We start from the raw sequence: 18,860 nt of genomic DNA on the forward strand, positions 1-18,860 counted from the left end.
GCGCTGCGGCAAGAAGGCCAGTGCTACACCAAGCCGAGACCCATTTCCAAGCCAATGGCATGTTTACCGGTCAGCGGTGATCCTCCAGGATCATTGCTGATGCCTTTTCGGCAATCATCAGGGTCGGGGAATTGGTGTTGCCCGACGTGATGGTCGGCATGACGGAGGCATCGGCGATGCGCAGGCCCTTCAAGGCGCGGAGCCGCAGGTGTGGATCGACCACACTGTCCGGATCCGCTCCCATGCGGCAGGTGCCGACGGGGTGAAAGATCGTCGTGCCGATGTCGCCTGCTGCCTGTTCCAAGTCCGCATCGCTTTCGAGATCAGGTCCGGGGCGATATTCCTCAGGCTGATAGCGGGCAAAGGCGGGCTGGGAAGCGATGCGGCGGGTCAGCCGGATCGAGCGGACGGCGACGTCGCGGTCAGCAGCTGTCGAGAGGTAGTTCGGCGCGATCTTCGGCTGGGCCGCGAAGTCCGGCCCAGATATATGCACCGAGCCCCGGCTTTCGGGTCTGAGATTGCAGACGCTCGCCGTCATCGCCGGGAAGGGATGAACAGGATCGCCGAACTTGTCGAGCGAGACCGGCTGGACGTGGTATTCGAGGTCCGCCGTCTCCTTGTCCGGGCCGGAGCGGGTGAAGATGCCGAGCTGGCTCGGCGCCATGGACATCGGGCCCGAGCGGCGGAGCGCATATTCCAGCCCGATCATTGCCTTGCCGTAAAGGCTGGAGGCGCGTTCGTTGAGTGTGGGTACGCCCGTTACCTTGAAGACGAGGCGGAGCTGCAAGTGGTCTTGCAGGTTTTCGCCAACGGCTGGCACCTCACGCACTGCCTCGATCCCCGCACTTTGTAGCACATCGCCGCGTCCAATGCCGGAGAGTTCGAGGATCTGTGGCGAGCCGATGGCACCCGCTGACAGCACCACCTCGCGGCGGGCGGCAAAACGCTTCAATTCGCCATCGTGATACACTTCGGCCCCGGTCACGCGGTCGCCTTCGATGGTCAGCCGTTTCACATGGGCGCGGGTGAGGATCGTCAGGTTCTTCCGGTGACGGATCGGCTTCAGAAAGGCCTTCGCCGTGTTCCAGCGAATGCCGGAGCGCTGATTGACCTCGAAGAAGCCGGAGCCCTCGTTGTCACCCCGATTGAAATCGTCTGTCTCGGGAATGCCGGCCTGTTTGGCCGCCTCGCGAAACGCCTCCAGCAGATCCCAGCGAAGCCTGGCCTTTTCCACGCGCCATTCTCCGCCCGCGCCATGCTTGTCGTCGGCGCCCCGGTGGAAATCTTCCGTCTTCTTGAAGAGCGGCAGGACGTCATCCCAGCCCCAACCCTCGCAGCCCATCTGGCGCCACTGGTCGTAGTCGCGGGCCTGGCCACGCATGTAGATCATGCCGTTGATCGATGAGCAGCCGCCGAGCACCTTGCCACGCGGATAACCGATGGCGCGGCCGTTTAGCCCCGGCTCGGCTTCTGTCTTAAAGCACCAGTCGGTGCGCGGGTTGTTGATGCAGTAGAGATAGCCGACCGGGATATGGATCCAGTGATAGTTGTCGCTGCCGCCGGCTTCCAGCAGCAGCACACGACGCGTGGGATCGGCGGAGAGCCGGTTGGCCAGCAGGCAGCCGGCGGTACCGGCGCCGATGACGATGTAATCGTAGGTCTCCATGCTCCTCCCCGAGCGCTGCCTGCGTCTCAACTGTTTCGCAGGCGACCTTCCAGCAGGTCAAGCACGGAGCGCGCAGCATCCATGACATTGGTTCCGGGGCCGAAAACGGCGGAAACGCCATGTTCCAGCAGGAAGTCGTAGTCTTGGCGCGGAATGACCCCGCCAACGACGACGATCACGTCGTTCGCGCCCTTGGCCTTCAGCGCTTCGACCAGCTGCGGAGCCAGCGTCTTGTGGCCTGCGGCAAGCGAGGACATTCCAACGACCTGGACCTTGTTGGCGACGGCGAGATCCGCCGCTTCCTCCGGTGTCTGGAAGAGCGGACCCGCCACGACATCAAAGCCGATGTCACCAAAGGCCGACGCAATCACCTTGGCGCCGCGGTCATGGCCATCCTGGCCGAGCTTGGCGATCAGGATGCGCGGCTTGGAGGCGGCCTTGCCGTAGTCCTTGAGGCGGGTCGACAGCGTCTCCATTTCCGGATCGCCATCGTAAGCCTTGCCGTAGATGTCATGCACCACTTCGGGGACGGCGACGTGATCGCCAAAGACGGCGCGCATGGCATCAGAGATCTCGCCCACGGTGGCACGGGCGCGGGCCGCGTCGACGGCGGCTTCGAGGATATTCCCTTGACCTGTCTTGGCGACTTCGGTCAGCCTCGCAAGCGTTTCGCTCACCCGCTTTGGGTCGCGCTGGCGACGCGTCTGCTCGATGCGCTTGACCTGCGACAGGCGAACGGCGGTGTTGTCGATCTGCAGGATGTCGATGGGTTCTTCGTTTTCCAGGCGGAACTTGTTGACCCCAACGATCACCTCCTCACCCCGGTCGACTGCGGCCTGGCGGCGGGTGGCGGCTTCCTCGATCAGACGCTTCGGCAGGCCGTCATCGACGGCCTTGGTCATGCCACCCAGGCTTTCGACTTCCTCGATCAGGGCCCAGGCTTTTTCCGCGAGTTCGTTGGTCAGGCTCTCGACATAATAGGAGCCGGCCAGCGGATCGACCACCTTGGTGACACCCGTCTCGTTCTGCAGGATCAACTGGGTGTTGCGGGCGATGCGGGCGGAAAACTCCGTCGGCAGGGCGATCGCCTCGTCGAAGGAATTGGTGTGCAGCGACTGCGTGCCGCCAAGGGCTGCCGACATGGCCTCGAAGGCGGTGCGGATGATGTTGTTGTAGGGGTCCTGTTCGGCAAGCGACACCCCCGAGGTCTGGCAATGGGTGCGCAGCATCAGGGAGGACGCCTTCTTCGGCTCAAATTCTTGCATGATGCGGGTCCAGAGCAGGCGGGCGGCGCGCAGCTTGGCTGCCTCCATGAAGAAGTTCATGCCGATGGCAAAGAAGAACGACAGCCGACCGGCGAATTCATCGACATCCATGCCCTTGGCGATGGCCGCGCGGACATATTCGCGCCCGTCTGCCAGCGTGAAGGCAAGCTCCTGCACCAGCGTCGCGCCCGCCTCCTGCATGTGATAGCCGGAGATCGAGATCGAGTTGAACTTCGGCATCTCCTTCGCCGTGTATTCGATGATGTCGGCGATGATCCGCATCGAGGGTTCCGGCGGGTAGATATAGGTGTTGCGGACCATGAACTCCTTGAGGATGTCGTTCTGGATGGTCCCCGACAGTTTTTCGCGCGATACCCCTTGCTCCTCACCCGTAACAATGAAGTTCGCCAGGATCGGGATGACGGCGCCATTCATGGTCATCGACACCGAGATGTCCTGCAGCGGAATGCCGTCGAAGAGGATCTTCATGTCCTCGACGCTATCGATTGCCACACCCGCCTTGCCGACATCGCCCTCGACGCGGGGATGATCCGAGTCATAGCCGCGATGGGTGGCGAGGTCGAAGGCGACGGAGACGCCCTGCTGGCCGGCGGCCAGTGCCTTTCGGTAGAAGGCATTGCTCTCTTCCGCGGTCGAGAAGCCGGCATATTGCCGGATCGTCCAGGGGCGGCCGGCATACATGGTGGCGCGCGGCCCGCGCACAAAGGGGGCAAAGCCCGGCAGGCTGTCGAGGTGGCCGATGCCGGCGATGTCCTCTGCCGTATAAAGCGGCTTCACCGGAATGCCCTCGGGCGTGTTCCAGACGAGGCTGTCGGCCGGACGCTTCAGTTCCTTCTCGGCAAGCGCCTGCCAGTCGGCGATGGTTTTCTTGGTCATCGATGCGATCCTTATCTGAAGGCTGCGCGGTTCGGCTGTTCGCCGAGGGAGGTCAGTTTGACGGGATTTCGGGTCCGGGGTATTCTTAGAGGCCAAACTGGAGCGCCATGCCATGACCGTAAAAGCCTCTGTCTCGCTCTCGCCCCAGCAGGAAGAATTCGCCCGCAAGCTGGTCGAGGATGGCCATTTCCCGAGCCTCGCAGCGGTCGTCGAGCGAGGGCTGGATCTGGTGCGCGAAGAGACGGAGATGCGGGAGGAAGATGTAGAGGCGTTGCGGGCGCTAATTGAGCGTCGGCGCAAGGGGCCATTCCTCTCTGAGGCTGAAAGCCACGAGCGGATCGAGGCGATGATTGCTGCAAAGAAGGCCGAGTATGGTCTTTGAGATCGAACTTTCGGAAGAAAGCGAGAGCGATCTCAAGCAGATCTTCGATCATCTTGTTCAGTCCTACACCCAGTTGGGTGAACCTCTCGAAGATGCCTTTGATCAAGCATCTGAACGCGTTCGCCGAATCCGCAGCGATATCTTTGGTCTCGGGAAAGCGCCCTATCAGGGGACATTGTCGAAGGAGATTGGCGACGGTCTGCGTCACGTCACCAAGAACCGCGCAGTCATCTATTTCGACGTCTACGAGGCGACGCACACCATTCGAGTTATCGCCGTCTTCTTCGGCGGACAGAATCATCAGCGGCATATGCTGAAGCGGCTGTCCTAGGCGCCTTTGCTTCGTCTGCTGGTCTGCTGCGTTGCTACCCCCCTCTGTCCTGCCGGACATCTCCCCCACAAGGGGGGAGAGTGGAGTGGGGCCGAACTTCCGCAAGACATTTACGGTCGAGTTCGTGAGGTCGGCACAAAGCCGGCGGCCAATCTCCCCCCTTGTGGGGGAGATGTCGGCGTAGCCGACAGAGGGGGGTATTCCCGCGACGGACGTCACCCCTCAAACTCCATGATCAGCTCATCCACCGCCAGGCTCTGGCCCGGCTTGACGACGATCTTCTTCACGGTGCCACGGCGTTCGGCCTTCAGGATGTTCTCCATCTTCATCGCCTCGACGGTGGCGAGCGCCTGACCGGCTTCCACGGTCTCGCCCTCCTTGACCGCAACCCCGGTGATCACACCCGGCATCGGGCAGAGCAGCATCTTGGACGTATCCGGTGGCAGCTTTTCGGGCATGAGTTTGGCAAGCGCCGCGACACGCGGCGAGCGGACGCGGGCGGTCAAATCCATGCCGCGCCAGCTCAGCCGGATGGCGGGGCCCTTGAGGTCGACCTTCACCGCGAGCGTCTCGCCGCCGATGTCGGCATGGGCAAGTGTCTGACCTGGCTGCCAGTCTGTGGCGATCACAAGCTCGTTGCCGGCTTCGAAGGCGACGCGTGTATTGCCGGTACCTTCGGTAACGGCCAATGCATGATCGCCACCCGCCAGATTGACGACCCAGTTCTTGCCGAGTTTGCGCGCATGGTTTCCGATGGTGCCGGAGATCTGGATCGCGCGGGCCTGCAGGCGATGATTGATGATGGCGGCGATGGCCGCGAGCTTTTCGGCCGAGGCGGCATCCGGGGTGACGCCGGTAAAGCCGTCCCTGAACTCCTCGGCGATATAGGCCGTGGTGATCTTGCCGGAGCGGAAGCGCTCCTGGTTCATGACCGCCGACAGGAAGGGCAGGTTGTGGCCGATGCCTTCGACCTCGAAGCTGTCGAGCGCCTCGCTCATCGCGTCAATCGCGGTCAGACGATCGGGGGCCCAGGTGCAGAGCTTGGCGATCATCGGGTCGTAATACATCGAGATCTCGCCGCCTTCGAAGACGCCGGTGTCGTTGCGAACGACAGTGCCGTCGGCGGTCGTGCCCTCTGCCGGCGGACGGTAGCGGGTGAGTCGGCCGATCGAGGGCAGGAAGTTGCGATAGGGGTCTTCGGCGTAGAGACGGCTTTCGATGGCCCAGCCGTTCAGCTTCACGTCGTCCTGGCCAAAGCTAAGCTTTTCGCCGGCTGCCACACGGATCATCTGCTCGACGAGATCAAGACCGGTCACCAGCTCGGTCACGGGATGTTCGACCTGCAGGCGGGTGTTCATCTCCAGGAAGTAGAACTTGTTTTGCTTGCCATCGACGATGAATTCGACCGTCCCGGCGGAGTGATATCCCACGGCCTTGGCGAGTGCGACCGCCTGTTCGCCCATGGCCTTGCGGGTGGCGGCATCGAGGAAAGGTGAGGGGGCCTCTTCGATGACCTTCTGGTTTCGCCGCTGGATCGAACATTCGCGCTCGCCGAGATAGAGCGTGTTGCCATGCTTGTCGCCGAGCACCTGGATTTCGATATGGCGCGGCTCAGTGACGAATTTCTCGATGAAGATGCGGTCATCGCCGAAGGAATTCTTCGCTTCGTTCTTCGACGACTGGAACCCTTCGCGGGCTTCTTTCGCGTTCCAGGCAATGCGCATGCCCTTGCCGCCGCCGCCGGCGGAGGCCTTGATCATCACGGGATAGCCGATCTGATCGGAGATTTTGACCGCCTCGTCGGCATCGGCAATCAGGCCCATGTGGCCGGGCACCGTCGAGACGCCGGCTTCGGCCGCGAGCTTCTTCGAAGTGATCTTGTCACCCATCGCCTGGATGGCGTTCACCGGCGGGCCGATGAAGGTCACGCCCGCCTTTTCCAGCGCTTCGGCAAAACCGGCGTTTTCCGAGAGGAAGCCGTAGCCGGGATGCACAGCGTCCGCGCCCGTCTGCCGGATGGCATCGAGGATCTTGTCGATGACGATATAGGACTGGTTCGACGGCGCCGGGCCGATAAACACAGCCTCATCGGCCATCTCGACATGAAGCGCATTGCGGTCGGCATCGGAATAGACGGCGACCGTCTTAATGCCGAGCTTCTTCGCGGTCTTGATGACCCGGCAGGCAATTTCGCCCCGGTTGGCGATGAGGATTTTCTGGATCATTTGCCTAACAACCTTCGGTGTTCTTCCGCTGTCTTCATGTCGCCAAGGGCCGCCGAGGCGAGCATCATTCCGACATGCGCATCCCGATGATCGGGGTTGATGCTCAGGGATTTTTTGAAATAGACGATTGCTCGCTGGTTCTCGCCCCGCTGCTGTAGAACGCGCCCATGATCGGCAAAGAGCGCGGCATCGTTCTTCTTGACACTCTCCGCCTGAGCGAAATGTCGCTCCACTGTTGACAATGGCGCCCCTTGAAGAGCGGTCGCCACAGCAAAACCCCAGTGAATGTCAGCGTTATCTGGTTCAAACAGCCAAGCCTGGTTGAACCGTTTGATGGCCGTCTCGGGATCCCCCTGCGCAACAAACTGCCAGCCCAGTTGGATCGCGCGATAGGTGGCCTTGACCAAGGTGCCGCCGCCAGCTTTACGCGCTGCTTCTATCAGCTCCGTGTCAGCTTTCTGCTGTTGCTCGCTCTTGGTGAGACCTTCCCACATCGGGATTTCCTTCGCGCCGGCGAAGGAGGCTTGGAGCACCACTGCCATAACTGTCAGGTACTTGAAGATATCTCTGATCATTCCCTTGCCCCCTGGAGTTCGCCGAACTTTCCCGCTGAGATGTAAATGACAAGCACCTAGGATGCCGTGCAATCCCGTTGTTTGCTCGCTATTCCCGCACCTTCTTCTTCAATCCCTTCGCCACGCTCTGCTCGTCCTTCAGGTCCTCGAACGCTTCCGGAAAGTTCTTCCTCGCCAGCGGTTCATTCAGCTTCAGCCTGGCAAAATAGGATTGCGGATCGAAGCCGCGTTCGGCTGCAATCACCTCGCGTCCGAACAGCCGGCAGAGGCGTTCGCCGTCGAGATTGCCGCGTTCGAAGGGTTCCGTGCCGAAGAACTGCCAGAGTGCCTGGACGAAGCCGAGGTCGGCCAGCGCCACCGTCTTGTCCATCGTGCGGTGGCGGGGCCAGTTGGTGAGCGGCGTCACCTTCGGGTTCGGCCGGCGGATCGTGAACTGCCATTGCGTTCCGGGCAGGCCGAGCGGAAAGCCCTGGTGTTTCGGCATGAGTGGGGCCTTGGCCATCCGTTTAGACCTCGAACACGTCGTCGAAGGATTCGGGGAAATTCTTGCGCGCCACCTTCTCGTCGATGACGAGCATGGCTTCGTAAGAGAGCGGGTCGAATTCCTTGGTGGCGGACACGACCTCGCGGCCGAAGAGCAGGCTCAAACGTGCGGCGTCGAGATTGCCACGCTCGAAAGGCTCCGCCCCGAAATGGTGCCAGAGCGCATGCAGGAAGGCCGCGTCGATGCGGTGTTCCTTGGTGCCGGGTCTCGCCTTTCTTGGCAGGGCCTTGATCGGGGTCACGCCGCGCGGATTGGCGCGGCGGATGGTGAATTGCACGCCAGTGCCCGGCATGCCGCCGGGAAATCCGCGATGTTTCGTCATGTCGGGCAGACTGGCCATGATGATCTCCTTACGCCTTCTCGATCTTGTCCTGCGTCTTCGTGTCGAAGTCGGAGGCGTCGTGACGTTCATGCAGCTGTTCGGAGAGCGGGCCGGAGGTCTTGTTGACCATGATGCCGCGCTTGAGGGCCGGGCGGGCAGCCAGCTGTCTGGCCCAGCGCAGGACATGCGCATATTCATGGGTCGACAGGAATGTACCGGCATCGGCATAGGATTCGTCCAGCGCCAAACGGCCATACCAGGGCCAGATCGCCATGTCGGCGATGGTGTAGTCCTTGCCCGCAACAAACTCGTTGTCGGCGAGCTGGCGATTCAGCACGTCGAGCTGGCGCTTGGCCTCCATGGCGTAACGGTCGATCGCATATTCGATCTTCATCGGCGCATAGGAGAAGAAGTGGCCGAAACCGCCGCCGACGAAGGGGGCGGAACCCATCTGCCAGAACAGCCAGTTGAGCGCTTCGGCGCGAGCGCGGGTTTCCGACGGCAGGAAGGCGCCGAATTTTTCCGCCAAATAGGTCATGATCGAAGCTGACTCGAACAGACGAACCGGCTTGCCGCCATCGACAGGTGCATGGTCGGCGAGCGCCGGGATCTTCGAATTCGGGTTGATCTCGACAAAGCCGGAGCCGAACTGGTCGCCCTTGCCGATATTGATCAGCCAGGCATCGTATTCAGCGCCGTCATGGCCTGCTGCCAGAAGCTCTTCCAGAAGAATCGTCACTTTCTGGCCGTTCGGCGTTGCCAGCGAATAGAGCTGCAGCGGATGCTTTCCCACCTGAAGCTCGACCTCTGTCTGCGCGCCAGCCGTCGGACGGTTGATGCTGGCGAACTGGCCGCCATTGCCGGGTTCCCAAGTCCAGACCTTCGGGGGCACGTAGCCGGCTGGCAGATTGTTCTCGGGCGGGAATTTTTCGTCGGTCATGAAATCGGATCCTTGTTTGGTGGGCGCGCGAACAGCGCTACAGGGTTCTATATAGGCGATGATGGCGCTTCGCCTCAGCCCCTATTCTGTCGTTCGTCGTCCGTCCATCTTACTCCGCAGCTTCTGCGGGCGGTTTCGCGCCCGGATATTTTTGGCCTTTCAGCATCCCGTCGATGCTGAGATCTTCATCGAGTTCTGGCCAATGAACGCCCGAGGGCGAAAGCTCGATGCGGTTTCGCGCTTCCGGGTTCGCCGCCAGCAGCGGCGGATACCACCACAAAGGCGTCGAGAGCTTCAGTCCATTCGCAAGCACGACAATCAGCTCGCTGTCGCTGCATGTGGCCTCAACCGGTTCGAACTCTTCCCAGCTCTCATCCGAAATAGCGCTTCCAGGCATCAATGAACTCCTTCCGATGTTCATTCACGACATCAATGATGGCGTTGACCTCGTGATCCGGTACCCGTCGATTATACGCCACACGCACGGGATCGAGCCATAGTTTCAGTTCCTTGCGATCCTTCCGGACATGGATGTGAGGCGGTTCGGCCCGATCCAGGCTGAAAAACAAGAATTTCCAGCCTTTCCATTCGAAGATCGTCGGCATCTCGCCTTCCTCACACAGAGCCTCACAATGGGCCTCACACTGGGCCTCACACTGGGCCTCACAGCGGGATCGTGTCGTGCTTTTTCCAATGCGTGCCGACCTGCTTGTTCCTGAGGCTGGCAAAAGCCTTGGCAATGCGGCGGCGCGACGAATGCGGCATGATCACCTCGTCGATGAAGCCGCGTTCGGCGGCTTTGAATGGGTTGGCGAAGTTGACTTCGTATTCTCTCGTCCGCTCGGCAATCTTCTCGGCATCGCCGAGTTCCGAGCGGTAGAGGATTTCGGTTGCCCCCTTCGCGCCCATCACAGCGATTTCGGCGGTCGGCCAGGCATAGTTGATATCGGCGCCGATATGCTTTGAGGCCATGACGTCATAGGCGCCGCCATAGGCCTTGCGGGTGATGAGGGTCACCATCGGCACGCTCGCCTGGCTGTAGGCAAACAGGAGTTTTGCGCCATGCTTGATGACGCCGCCATATTCCTGGGCGGTGCCGGGCAGGAAGCCGGGCACGTCGACCAACGTCAGGATCGGGATCGAGAAGGCATCGCAGAAGCGGACGAAGCGGGCGGCCTTGCGTGAGCTGTCGATATCAAGGCAGCCGGCCAGCACCATGGGCTGGTTGGCAACGACGCCGACCGTCTGGCCTTCCATCCGGATGAAGCCGGTGATGATGTTCTTCGCAAAGGCTTCCTGGATCTCGAAGAAATCGCCTTCGTCGGCCAGCGCGTAGATCAGCTCCTTCATGTCATAGGGCTTGTTGGAGCTGTCGGGGATCAGCGTGTCGAGCCGCATCTCGATGCGCGCCGGATCGTCATGGAAAGGACGAACCGGCGGCTTCTCACGGTTGTTCAATGGCAGGAAATCGAAGAGCAGGCGGACCTGTTCCAAGGCCTCGATGTCGTTCTCATAGGCGCCATCGGCGACGGAGGACTTTTTCGTGTGCGTCGAGGCGCCGCCCAGCTCTTCCGCCGTGACGATTTCGTTGGTGACGGTCTTTACCACGTCGGGGCCGGTGACGAACATGTAGGAGCTGTCGCGGACCATGAAGATGAAATCGGTCATGGCCGGCGAATAGACGGCACCACCGGCGCAGGGGCCCATGATGACGGAGATCTGCGGGATGACGCCCGAGGCATCGACATTGCGCTTGAAGACATCGGCATAACCGGCGAGCGACGCTACACCTTCCTGGATGCGCGCGCCGCCGGAATCATTCAGGCCGATGACCGGTGCACCCACCTTCATCGCCATATCCATGATCTTGCAGATCTTCTGGGCATGGGTTTCCGACAGCGAGCCGCCGAGCACGGTGAAATCCTGGGAGAAAACATAGACCTGGCGGCCGTTGATCGTGCCCCAGCCGGTGACCACGCCATCGCCCGGCACCTTCTGCTCGGCCATGCCGAAATCAACGCAGCGATGGGTGACATACATGTCGTATTCTTCGAACGAGCCTTCGTCGAGCAGGACCTCGATGCGCTCGCGGGCGGTCAGCTTGCCCTTGCCGTGCTGGGCGGCAATGCGCTTTTCGCCGCCGCCGAGGCGGGCCTCGTCGCGACGGGCTTCGAGCTGGTCCAGGATCGTCGACATGCTTCCTCCCGAATGGTCTTCTGGCTTCAAGGCCTTGTGTGACACCTATTCCACTGTGCCGCAGAAGAAAACGGTTGAACAGGTGCATCTGTGGATTTATGAATTTGCAAAGTGAAAATTGCGAATTTGCGAAATGGCCATCGGAAAACTCTTCATCGGCCGCAAGGTCCGCGACATCCGCCAGGCGAACGGCGCCACCCAGGCGCAGTTTGCCGATATGGTCGGCATTTCCACCAGCTATCTCAACCAGATCGAAAACAACCAGCGCCCGGTCTCGGCTTCGGTGCTGCTGTCGCTGGCGGAAAAGTTCGGCATCGACATTACCGAGCTGTCCTCCGGCCAGAACGACCGGCTGATGTCGGCGCTGACGGAGGCGCTGTCTGATCCCTTGTTCGAGACCTATTCGCCGAGCCTGCAGGAATTAAAGCTCGTCACCCAGAACGCGCCGGGTTTTGCCCATGCGCTGATTGCAGCCCATCAGGCTTACCGGCGCGGCAACGAGCAGCTGGCGAGCCTCGACGACCGGCTGGGGGCAGCACCCAGCCAGGAGGTGACGCCTTATGACGAGGTGCGCGACTTCTTCCATTTCGTCGACAATTACATCCATGATCTCGACCTCGCCGCCGAGCAACTGGCGACAGAGCTGAAGCTCGGGGAGGGGGAGAATTACGCGGCGCTCTCAGGCCATCTCGAAGCGCGTCACGGCGTGCGCGTCGTGCGCGGCGAAGCGGGCGACGAGGCCATCCGCCGCTTCGATCCGGTGGGGCGGATCCTCACCGTCAGCCGCTATGCCTCGGCTCCCACCCGCGATTTCCAGATTGCCATCCAGATCGCCCAGCTGGCGGCGGCCACGAAGATCGACCAGGTGCTGAAACAGGCGAATTTCCGCAGCGAAGAGGCGGTCGAGATCTGTCGCATGGGGCTCTACAACTATTTCGCCGGCGCGCTGATCCTGCCCTATCGCAGCTTCCTCACCGCCGCGCGGGATCTCCGTCACGACATCGAGCTGCTCGCCGCCCGTTTCGAGGCCTCGCTCGAACAGGTCTGCCACCGTCTCTCGACGCTGCAGCGCCCGGGCCTCAAGGGCGTGCCGATCTTCTTTGCCCGCATCGACCGGGCCGGCAATATCACCAAGCGGCATAGTGCTGCCCGCCTGCAATTCGCCCGCTTCGGGGCGGCCTGTCCGCTCTGGAATGCGCATCAGGCCTTCGAGACGCCCGGCCGGATCATCCGCCAGACGGCGGAAACGCCCGACGGGGTTCGCTATCTCTGCATCGCGACGCAAGTGTCAAAAGGCTCCGCCGGCTTCCGCGCTGCCAATCCGCGCTACGCGCTCGCGCTCGGCTGCGAGATCTCCTATGCCGGCGCCTTCGTCTATGCCGACGACCTCGACCTCTCCAACCGCGGCGCCTTCGACCCCATCGGCATTTCCTGCCGCATCTGCGAGCGCATCAAATGCACCAGCCGCGCCGTGCCGCCGCTGAAAAGGAAGCTGGTGGTGGATCATCGGGTGCGGAATTCGATGCCTTATGAGATTGAGTGAGGGGGATTTTGCTGATTGGAGTGATGTGTCTCGGTGGAGCCAGGGATTTTGGTCGCGAATTTCAATCGCACAAGTCCGCCTTTCGTGGCCGGCCTCCTGTCCTTTTCCCCTTCGTGCCTTGATTTCCTGACTGGAACGTCAGGAGACGGATCGTCTCCCAGAGGACTTCGAATATAGCATTTAACATGACGGCAACTCCTTCACCGTCATTCCATGCCACTTGCTTTCAGCGTTCAAACGACCTTATCGTTCTGGTCGCATAACTTGAGGTTATCCATGAAGCGTGGGCGTCTGCCATTAACGGCTCTTCGCAGTTTTGAGGTTGCTGGACGACTGCAGAGCTTTACGCTTGCCGCAGAAGAATTGCATATTTCACAGGCCGCGATCAGCCGGCAGGTCCGCGAACTTGAGAGCCGTTTGGGGCAAATGCTGTTCGAGAGACACCATCGCAGTGTTTCACTTACGCTGGCCGGCAAAACGTTGCTCGCTACCTTAACCAAGGCATTCGACGATATCGCCGCATCGCTCGATGCCATGGACGGCAGCTATCGATCCTCAACCCTTCGGGTGAGCGTAGAGCCCTCATTTGCCTCAGCATGGCTGGTGCGGAATATGGCGTCGTTCCAGAAAGTGCGTCCGGATATCGACATCGTCCTGGATACGGATTGTCGACTTGTCGAGTTCAGGACCGGCCAAGCTGTCATCGCTATACGGCATAGTGCTGCTAAAACTGAATGGCCAAGGGTGGACAGCCGTCAGCTGACGCCGTCCAATATGGTCCCCGTTGTTGCGCCGCATCTGATGGCGACCCCATGCCAAGACCCTTCTGAATTGCTGAAATTTCCTCTTCTCCATGAGGAAAATCGCGATCTATGGCAGAACTGGTTTGCGGCCGCTGGCGTACGGGAAAACATCCAGAAGGGCACCGTTTACACGGATGGGGGCTTGGTTCTGCAGGCAGCACTTCAGGGAGAAGGTATCGCGCTTATGGACGATTTCTTTGTTCGGCATGATCTGGGCGTAGGGCGGCTCATTCAACCGTTCGAGCATTCCATTCCTCACGGCGCCTATTGGCTTGTCGCCCGAAATCTCGATCATTTGCCGGATGCGGCGGCGGCCTTCGTGCAATGGATCGTCAAACGGCTAGAGGGAGTTGAGGCTGCCAATGAATGTTAGGGTTCTCGCTTGGCTGCGAAATCTCCTATGCTAGCGCCGTCGTCTATGCCGACGACCTCGACCTCTCCAACAGCGGCGCCTTCAACCCGATCGGCATTTCCTGCCGCATCTGCGAGCGCGTCAAATGCACCAGCCGCGCCGTGCCGCCGCTGAAAAGGAAGCTGGTGGTGGATCATCGGGTGCGGAACCCGATGCCGTATGAGATTGAAAAGGGGTATGTCTGGGATTGGGGGGATCTTTCTCGGAGGGAAGGAAACATCGTCGTCCGCATTCGGCCTATTGCGGTCGTACCGAACGAATCTTAACGGGCAATTTCGCGCCTTCAGTTTAGTCAACGACCTAAAATTTCAACGGGTTCAAAGCAGCCCTTCTGCCTGAAATGCGTCGGATGTATGTGATCGGGACGAAGCGGATCTTCGGTTTTTGGCAATCTTTCCGAGAAAATGGCAACGTTTGCAATCGACTAACTGGTAGAGTATGCAATTTGTAATCTGAAATTGCATCGACGGTTCTCATGTTTGATTTCTTTAAGAAATTTAAGAAAAATGTCTGGCCTCCTAACAAGCAAAACCCGCCTTGGGGAAGCGCTTCATCCATCTATGCACACATTGCTGCACATGTAGACCCGGCAAGACCGACATGTTTGTCGGACGAAGGCTATGTTCTGCCCGATGAACAGCCCAATGATCCCAACAAAATTTCATTCGTACCGGGCGCCTTGGATGGAATGATGAGCCATCACGGTGCCTCCAAACCAGAAGATCAGATTGTCTCAGAACTATATGCGGCGTTGAAGCGGGCTATCGAAAATGCATCGGAAAGCAACGTTCGAGGCTTGTATCTACTGATCAAGGACGGTTCAGCTCTCGGCGTCATCGATGCGCTTATCGACAGAATTAGGTCGGAAAGGGCTTTAGACGCTGACCGGCTGTACGAGATCGTGCATTGGTTTTCAACGCATGCCGCTCACAGAGAGCCGGTGAAGTTCTCAATGGCATTGCTCGGCCTGCTGCGGGGACACGATGACTCGGAGATTTTCCTGACGCTCGGCCGACATGAAGAGTTCACGCTTTATGCCGCAGTCGCGATCTCCAATAATGTCATTTACGGCGAAAGAGTGCTTTGGAAGTTGGCAAAGACCGTCGAAGGATGGGGACGAATTCACGCTGTCGAGCGGCTTGCAGGGGCAACTGATCCGGAAATAAAGAACTGGCTTCTTCGTGAAGGCTATAGAAATACTGTAATGTATGAATATCTAGCCTGCATTTGCGCCAGAGCAGGTGACCTGCACATTGCGCTTCAGGCGGATCAAATAGATGACGAGTTGCTCAATTCTGCCGTAGAAATCGTGGATACCATGATAGTTGGCGATGGTGGTCCAGCTGAAGGGTTGTCTGACTACGAGCACGGTTGCGCTGTCGTGCGTGCGCTTTTGGAGCATGGTGAAAGCAGCTTTGTTTCTGTTTCGCACTATTCTTTTCTTTCTCGCCTTCGAGATTGGCTCACTGAGCATCAGTCGGATGAAAGGAAACTGCAACACGATTGGCCCGCCGACACCGTTGATCGCATATCCGCAAGTCTCTCCGACAGACTAGCCGAAGACCACTGGAAGCGGGAGATATCGAGCGCTCTGGAGTTAGGGGACAGGCAGCAGTTTTGGAATGCAAGCAGGGTATGCCAGGAATTTGGCATTGATCCATTTCCCTATTTTTTTGCCCGAACGGAAGCGGGCGAGGAATATTGGTGGGATTTGATGTGCAACTCAGATCCGAAACGCATTGATGAAGTGCTCAAGCTTGGCTTGAAACTCATCCCACTCAATGAAATTGCGACGGGCCCGAAAAGCGAGTTGGGCTTCGGCCCTGGATACTCAGCCCATACCGCCTTGGACTTCATTTTACAGGGGCTTGAGAAATTTCCTGGCAAGGGCTGGGCTTTTATTGCTGCGGGACTGCAAAGCCCGGTGGTGAGAAACCGAAATGTGTCAATTCGCGCCCTATCTGGTTGGGATCGAAAAGACTGGCCTGAGGAAGCCCTGGCTGCCTTAAATCTGCTGAAGGAATTTGAACCTAACGATGACGTACGAAATCGCATCGAAGTCTTGTTAGCGAGAACATAAATTCACTAGACTGCCCAAAGTGTCCGCAAAAACAAAGTCTTCGTACCTGAACCAGAACTCGGCAATCTCGACTACTCCTTGGAGGGAAGGTGGGAGCAAGCCGACAAAACTGGGTGGGAAGCAGGCGCTGAAGTTAAGAACACTCAATGCCACATAACGCACCGCAGACTCCAAAACCGGAGGGTTTGCTTCCAGCCGCCTTACAGCCTCGAAACTGAAAGCAGTTCACGTCTCCTATTGTCGCAAAGCGGCAGACTGTTCAGGGCTCCCCGGCAGGAGGCGATGGCTATTGTTGGCTACATCCAGTCGCTCGGAACACTGATACGCTCCGACCCTACCCAAACAACCGCTCATCCCGTGCCACAAAAAAACGCCTCCACACTCTCCGGTGTCACATCCTCCAGCGTCGCCGGGTCCCATTTCGGGTTCCGGTCCTTGTCGATGATCGCGGCGCGGATGCCTTCGTAGAAGTCGGGGACTTTCACCACCTGCAGGGTGCCGGCGAATTCGCGTTCGAGGCAGGTTTCGAGGTCGTTCGAGCGGCGGGCCTCTCGCAGCATCCTGAGCGTCACCTTCAGGCTGGTCGGTGACTTCGCGCTGATGGCGTTGAGCGTTCTGGTGGCGAGGTCGCACTTTTCCATTTCGAGGGCGGCGATGATCTCCTCGACTGTGTCGAAGGCGAAGCAGCGGTCGATCATCTCGCGGCCCTCGGTGAAAATGCCCTTCGGTCCATCGACGGTATAGTCGCGGATCGTCGAGGCAATGGTTGCCCCAAGGGCCGGTGCGGGCAGGGCGGCGATCCGCTCCAGAAGTTCGGCCACCCGGTTCTGCGGCACATACCAGTCGGCAAAACCTGCGGTGATGGCATCCGCACCGTTCACCGCCTCGCCTGATAGCCCCATCCAGGTGCCGAGTTCGCCGGATGCGCGGGACAAGAGCCAGGTGGCGCCGATGTCGGGGAAGAAGCCGATGCCGGTTTCGGGCATGGCAAGTTTCGTCGTTTCGGTGACGATGCGGTGGCTGCCATGGCTGGAGATGCCGACGCCGCCGCCCATGGTGATGCCGTCCATCACGACGACATAGGGCTTCTTGAACCGGGCGATCCGCGCATTCAGGCGGTATTCGGCTTTCAGGAATTCGGAGGCCTTGCCGTCGCCGGCCTTGCCACTTTCATAGAACATCCTGATATCGCCGCCGGCGCAAAGCCCGCGTTCGCCTTCGCCGGTGACGAGGACCGCTGCTACTTGTCGGTCGGCTTCGAAGGCATCAAGCGCCTTGCCGAAATCGAGGACCATGTCGTGGGAGAGGCTGTTCAGCACCCGCGGCCGGTTGAGGGCGATCAGGCCGATGGCGCCCTTTTTCGCCGTCAGGATCTCGTCGCCCTGATAGTCCGCTTCCAGATAACGCATGCCGTCCTCCCGTGTGTTTTGAAAGAGTTAGATATGCGTCGTTCTCAAAGGGCAAGGGCTGGGCTGTTACATAGGGAACGGACCCCCCTCTGCCCTGCCGGGCATCTCCCCCACACGGGGGGAGACTGGCTGAACGGCCGGCCCGTTCGCATTCCGTTGGCGTCGCCAAGGGATCGGCAAACGCGGCGCTCCGCTCTCCCCCCTTGTGGGGGAGATGTCAGCGAAGCTGACAGAGGGGGGTATCCCCATGCGATGGCCTTGAACTGCCAGAGCAGGATCAGCCAACAAGATTGCGCGGCTTACCGCCGAGAAACAACTCGATGTTCTCGATCAGCTGGTCCGCCAGCGCCTGGATCGCCTCGCGGCTGGCCCAGGCGACATGTGGGGTAAGGATGACGTTTTCGCGTGACGCGATCCGCATCATCGGGCTGTCTGGCGCGGGCGGTTCGCCGTCGGTGACGTCGAAGCCGGCGCCGGAGATCTGGCCGGCATCAAGGGCTTTTTCCAGCGCCAGTTCATCGACGAGGCCGCCGCGACCCGTATTGATGAGCAGCGGCTTTCGCTCCATCAGGGCGAATTCTCTGATGCCGATCAGACCGCGCGTTTCCGGCGTCAGCGGGCAGTGGAGCGTGATCACGTCAGCGCGTTTCAGGACCTCGTCGAAGGCCGTCTGGCCGGGTTTCAGCTCGGTAGCGCCGCGACGACCGGCGGCGAGCACCGTCATGCCGAAGGCCTCGGCGATGCGCCCTACGGATTGGCCCAGCGTGCCGTGGCCGATCACGCCGAGCGTCGCGCCGCCGAGATCGGCAATGGGATAGTCGAAATAGCAGAATTGCGCCGCCTGCTGCCAGCGACCCTCGATCGCCGACTGTCGATAGGGCAGGATCGAGCGGCGCAGCGCCAGCATCAGGGCGAAGGTGTGTTCTGGCACCGTGTGCTTGGCGTAATTGCGGATGTTGCTCACGGCGATGCCGCGCGCCTTGGCCTCCGTGAGGTCGACAATGTCGGTGCCGGTGGCGGAGACGGCGATCAGCTTGAGCTTCGCGGCGCCGGCGAGTGCTTCGGCACGGACGGGGGCCTTGTTGGTGATTACCACATCGGCGTCGCGGATGCGTTCGGCCACTTGATGCGGGGCGGTGCGGGCATGGACCACCATTTCATGCGGCACGGCGGGCGGGCGGACCACGGTTTCCGGCGACAGCGTGTCGCGGTCGAGAAAGACGATGCGGATCATGGCGGACCTCCCTGCTGGCCCTTTGACCTAGCCGCG

General features: G+C 60.2%; 17 protein-coding genes and 1 pseudogene. 6 read left to right on the top strand and 12 right to left on the bottom strand.

The window, feature by feature from the left end; translation table 11 throughout:
• Window positions 1-70: 70 nt before the first annotated feature.
• Both DFO46_RS01545 and scpA read right to left on the bottom strand, forming a co-directional pair.
• A complete protein-coding gene (locus DFO46_RS01545; RefSeq protein WP_120276099.1) occupies window positions 71-1,666 on the bottom strand; it encodes a GMC family oxidoreductase N-terminal domain-containing protein in 1,596 nt (531 codons plus the stop codon).
• A 26-nt stretch (window positions 1,667-1,692) separates the two neighbouring features.
• Entirely contained in the window at window positions 1,693-3,828 is a 2,136-nt protein-coding gene (scpA, locus tag DFO46_RS01550) for a methylmalonyl-CoA mutase (RefSeq protein ID WP_120276100.1), read from the bottom strand.
• Between the two features lie 112 nt (window positions 3,829-3,940).
• Between scpA and DFO46_RS01555 the strand changes: the two genes are divergently transcribed.
• Together DFO46_RS01555 and DFO46_RS01560 are read left to right on the top strand one after the other, a co-directional pair.
• A complete protein-coding gene (locus DFO46_RS01555) occupies window positions 3,941-4,210 on the top strand; it encodes a type II toxin-antitoxin system ParD family antitoxin (protein WP_110792570.1) in 270 nt (89 codons plus the stop codon).
• Entirely contained in the window at window positions 4,200-4,541 is a 342-nt protein-coding gene (locus DFO46_RS01560) for a type II toxin-antitoxin system RelE/ParE family toxin (RefSeq protein WP_120276101.1), read from the top strand. The genes DFO46_RS01555 and DFO46_RS01560 overlap by 11 nt, the downstream gene beginning before the upstream one ends.
• Window positions 4,542-4,756: 215 nt before the next feature.
• Here the strand turns inward: DFO46_RS01560 and DFO46_RS01565 are convergent, their stop codons facing one another.
• The 8 genes from DFO46_RS01565 to DFO46_RS01600 form a co-directional block, all read right to left on the bottom strand.
• A complete protein-coding gene (locus DFO46_RS01565) occupies window positions 4,757-6,766 on the bottom strand; it encodes an acetyl/propionyl/methylcrotonyl-CoA carboxylase subunit alpha (RefSeq protein ID WP_120276102.1) in 2,010 nt (669 codons plus the stop codon).
• Entirely contained in the window at window positions 6,763-7,341 is a 579-nt protein-coding gene (locus DFO46_RS01570) for a tetratricopeptide repeat protein (RefSeq protein WP_120276103.1), read from the bottom strand. Before DFO46_RS01570 ends, DFO46_RS01565 begins: the two co-directional genes overlap by 4 nt.
• Window positions 7,342-7,429: 88 nt before the next feature.
• Window positions 7,430-7,843, bottom strand: coding sequence for a hypothetical protein (locus tag DFO46_RS01575; RefSeq protein ID WP_120276104.1), 414 nt, complete (start codon window positions 7,841-7,843; stop codon window positions 7,430-7,432).
• Window positions 7,844-7,847: 4 nt separating this feature from the next.
• Complete coding sequence (locus DFO46_RS01580; protein WP_110792576.1) at window positions 7,848-8,225, bottom strand: hypothetical protein; 378 nt, start codon at window positions 8,223-8,225, stop codon at window positions 7,848-7,850.
• Between the two features lie 10 nt (window positions 8,226-8,235).
• Complete coding sequence (gene yghU / locus DFO46_RS01585) at window positions 8,236-9,147, bottom strand: glutathione-dependent disulfide-bond oxidoreductase (protein WP_120276105.1); 912 nt, start codon at window positions 9,145-9,147, stop codon at window positions 8,236-8,238.
• 109 nt (window positions 9,148-9,256) lie between these two features.
• The gene (locus DFO46_RS01590; protein WP_120276106.1) at window positions 9,257-9,544 is read right to left on the bottom strand and encodes a DUF2442 domain-containing protein; all 288 of its coding nucleotides are present in this window, start codon (window positions 9,542-9,544) and stop codon (window positions 9,257-9,259) included.
• Entirely contained in the window at window positions 9,519-9,752 is a 234-nt protein-coding gene (locus DFO46_RS01595) for a DUF4160 domain-containing protein (RefSeq protein ID WP_120276107.1), read from the bottom strand. The genes DFO46_RS01590 and DFO46_RS01595 overlap by 26 nt, the downstream gene beginning before the upstream one ends.
• Window positions 9,753-9,810: 58 nt before the next feature.
• Window positions 9,811-11,343 (bottom strand): acyl-CoA carboxylase subunit beta, encoded by a 1,533-nt coding sequence (locus DFO46_RS01600; RefSeq protein ID WP_120276108.1) that lies wholly within the window; start codon window positions 11,341-11,343, stop codon window positions 9,811-9,813.
• Between the two features lie 133 nt (window positions 11,344-11,476).
• On the opposite strand from DFO46_RS01600, the gene DFO46_RS01605 reads away from it, so the two are divergent.
• The 4 genes and pseudogenes from DFO46_RS01605 (at window position 11,477) to DFO46_RS01620 (ending at window position 16,181) form a co-directional block, all read left to right on the top strand.
• Entirely contained in the window at window positions 11,477-12,886 is a 1,410-nt protein-coding gene (locus tag DFO46_RS01605) for a helix-turn-helix transcriptional regulator (RefSeq protein ID WP_120276109.1), read from the top strand.
• A 276-nt stretch (window positions 12,887-13,162) separates the two neighbouring features.
• Window positions 13,163-14,062, top strand: a complete 900-nt coding sequence (locus tag DFO46_RS01610) for a LysR substrate-binding domain-containing protein (protein WP_120276110.1) — start codon at window positions 13,163-13,165, stop codon at window positions 14,060-14,062.
• Between the two features lie 5 nt (window positions 14,063-14,067).
• Window positions 14,068-14,367, top strand: a pseudogene (locus DFO46_RS01615) (short-chain fatty acyl-CoA regulator family protein); the annotation flags it as partial.
• Window positions 14,368-14,576: 209 nt separating this feature from the next.
• The gene (locus DFO46_RS01620; RefSeq protein WP_147412728.1) at window positions 14,577-16,181 is read left to right on the top strand and encodes a hypothetical protein; all 1,605 of its coding nucleotides are present in this window, start codon (window positions 14,577-14,579) and stop codon (window positions 16,179-16,181) included.
• Window positions 16,182-16,531: 350 nt separating this feature from the next.
• Here the strand turns inward: DFO46_RS01620 and DFO46_RS01625 are convergent, their stop codons facing one another.
• Both DFO46_RS01625 and DFO46_RS01630 read right to left on the bottom strand, forming a co-directional pair.
• Window positions 16,532-17,590 (bottom strand): enoyl-CoA hydratase/isomerase family protein, encoded by a 1,059-nt coding sequence (locus DFO46_RS01625; RefSeq protein WP_120276112.1) that lies wholly within the window; start codon window positions 17,588-17,590, stop codon window positions 16,532-16,534.
• 277 nt (window positions 17,591-17,867) lie between these two features.
• Window positions 17,868-18,824, bottom strand: coding sequence for a D-2-hydroxyacid dehydrogenase (locus DFO46_RS01630; protein ID WP_120276113.1), 957 nt, complete (start codon window positions 18,822-18,824; stop codon window positions 17,868-17,870).
• Window positions 18,825-18,860 lie beyond the last annotated feature (36 nt).

Source organism: Rhizobium sp. AG855 (assembly GCF_003610655.1).
GTDB lineage: Bacteria > Pseudomonadota > Alphaproteobacteria > Rhizobiales > Rhizobiaceae > Allorhizobium > Allorhizobium wuzhouense.

Coding starts and splice junctions, on each gene's coding strand:
- DFO46_RS01610 (WP_120276110.1), top strand. CDS start 13,163: ATGAAGCGTGGGCGTCTGCCATTAACGGCTCTTCGCAGTTTTGAGGTT.
- scpA (WP_120276100.1), bottom strand. CDS start 3,828: ATGACCAAGAAAACCATCGCCGACTGGCAGGCGCTTGCCGAGAAGGAA.
- DFO46_RS01590 (WP_120276106.1), bottom strand. CDS start 9,544: ATGCCTGGAAGCGCTATTTCGGATGAGAGCTGGGAAGAGTTCGAACCG.
- DFO46_RS01570 (WP_120276103.1), bottom strand. CDS start 7,341: ATGATCAGAGATATCTTCAAGTACCTGACAGTTATGGCAGTGGTGCTC.
- DFO46_RS01605 (WP_120276109.1), top strand. CDS start 11,477: ATGGCCATCGGAAAACTCTTCATCGGCCGCAAGGTCCGCGACATCCGC.
- DFO46_RS01575 (WP_120276104.1), bottom strand. CDS start 7,843: ATGGCCAAGGCCCCACTCATGCCGAAACACCAGGGCTTTCCGCTCGGC.
- DFO46_RS01555 (WP_110792570.1), top strand. CDS start 3,941: ATGACCGTAAAAGCCTCTGTCTCGCTCTCGCCCCAGCAGGAAGAATTC.
- DFO46_RS01580 (WP_110792576.1), bottom strand. CDS start 8,225: ATGGCCAGTCTGCCCGACATGACGAAACATCGCGGATTTCCCGGCGGC.
- DFO46_RS01600 (WP_120276108.1), bottom strand. CDS start 11,343: ATGTCGACGATCCTGGACCAGCTCGAAGCCCGTCGCGACGAGGCCCGC.
- yghU (WP_120276105.1), bottom strand. CDS start 9,147: ATGACCGACGAAAAATTCCCGCCCGAGAACAATCTGCCAGCCGGCTAC.
- DFO46_RS01565 (WP_120276102.1), bottom strand. CDS start 6,766: ATGATCCAGAAAATCCTCATCGCCAACCGGGGCGAAATTGCCTGCCGG.
- DFO46_RS01560 (WP_120276101.1), top strand. CDS start 4,200: ATGGTCTTTGAGATCGAACTTTCGGAAGAAAGCGAGAGCGATCTCAAG.
- DFO46_RS01625 (WP_120276112.1), bottom strand. CDS start 17,590: ATGCGTTATCTGGAAGCGGACTATCAGGGCGACGAGATCCTGACGGCG.
- DFO46_RS01630 (WP_120276113.1), bottom strand. CDS start 18,824: ATGATCCGCATCGTCTTTCTCGACCGCGACACGCTGTCGCCGGAAACC.
- DFO46_RS01595 (WP_120276107.1), bottom strand. CDS start 9,752: ATGCCGACGATCTTCGAATGGAAAGGCTGGAAATTCTTGTTTTTCAGC.
- DFO46_RS01620 (WP_147412728.1), top strand. CDS start 14,577: ATGTTTGATTTCTTTAAGAAATTTAAGAAAAATGTCTGGCCTCCTAAC.
- DFO46_RS01545 (WP_120276099.1), bottom strand. CDS start 1,666: ATGGAGACCTACGATTACATCGTCATCGGCGCCGGTACCGCCGGCTGC.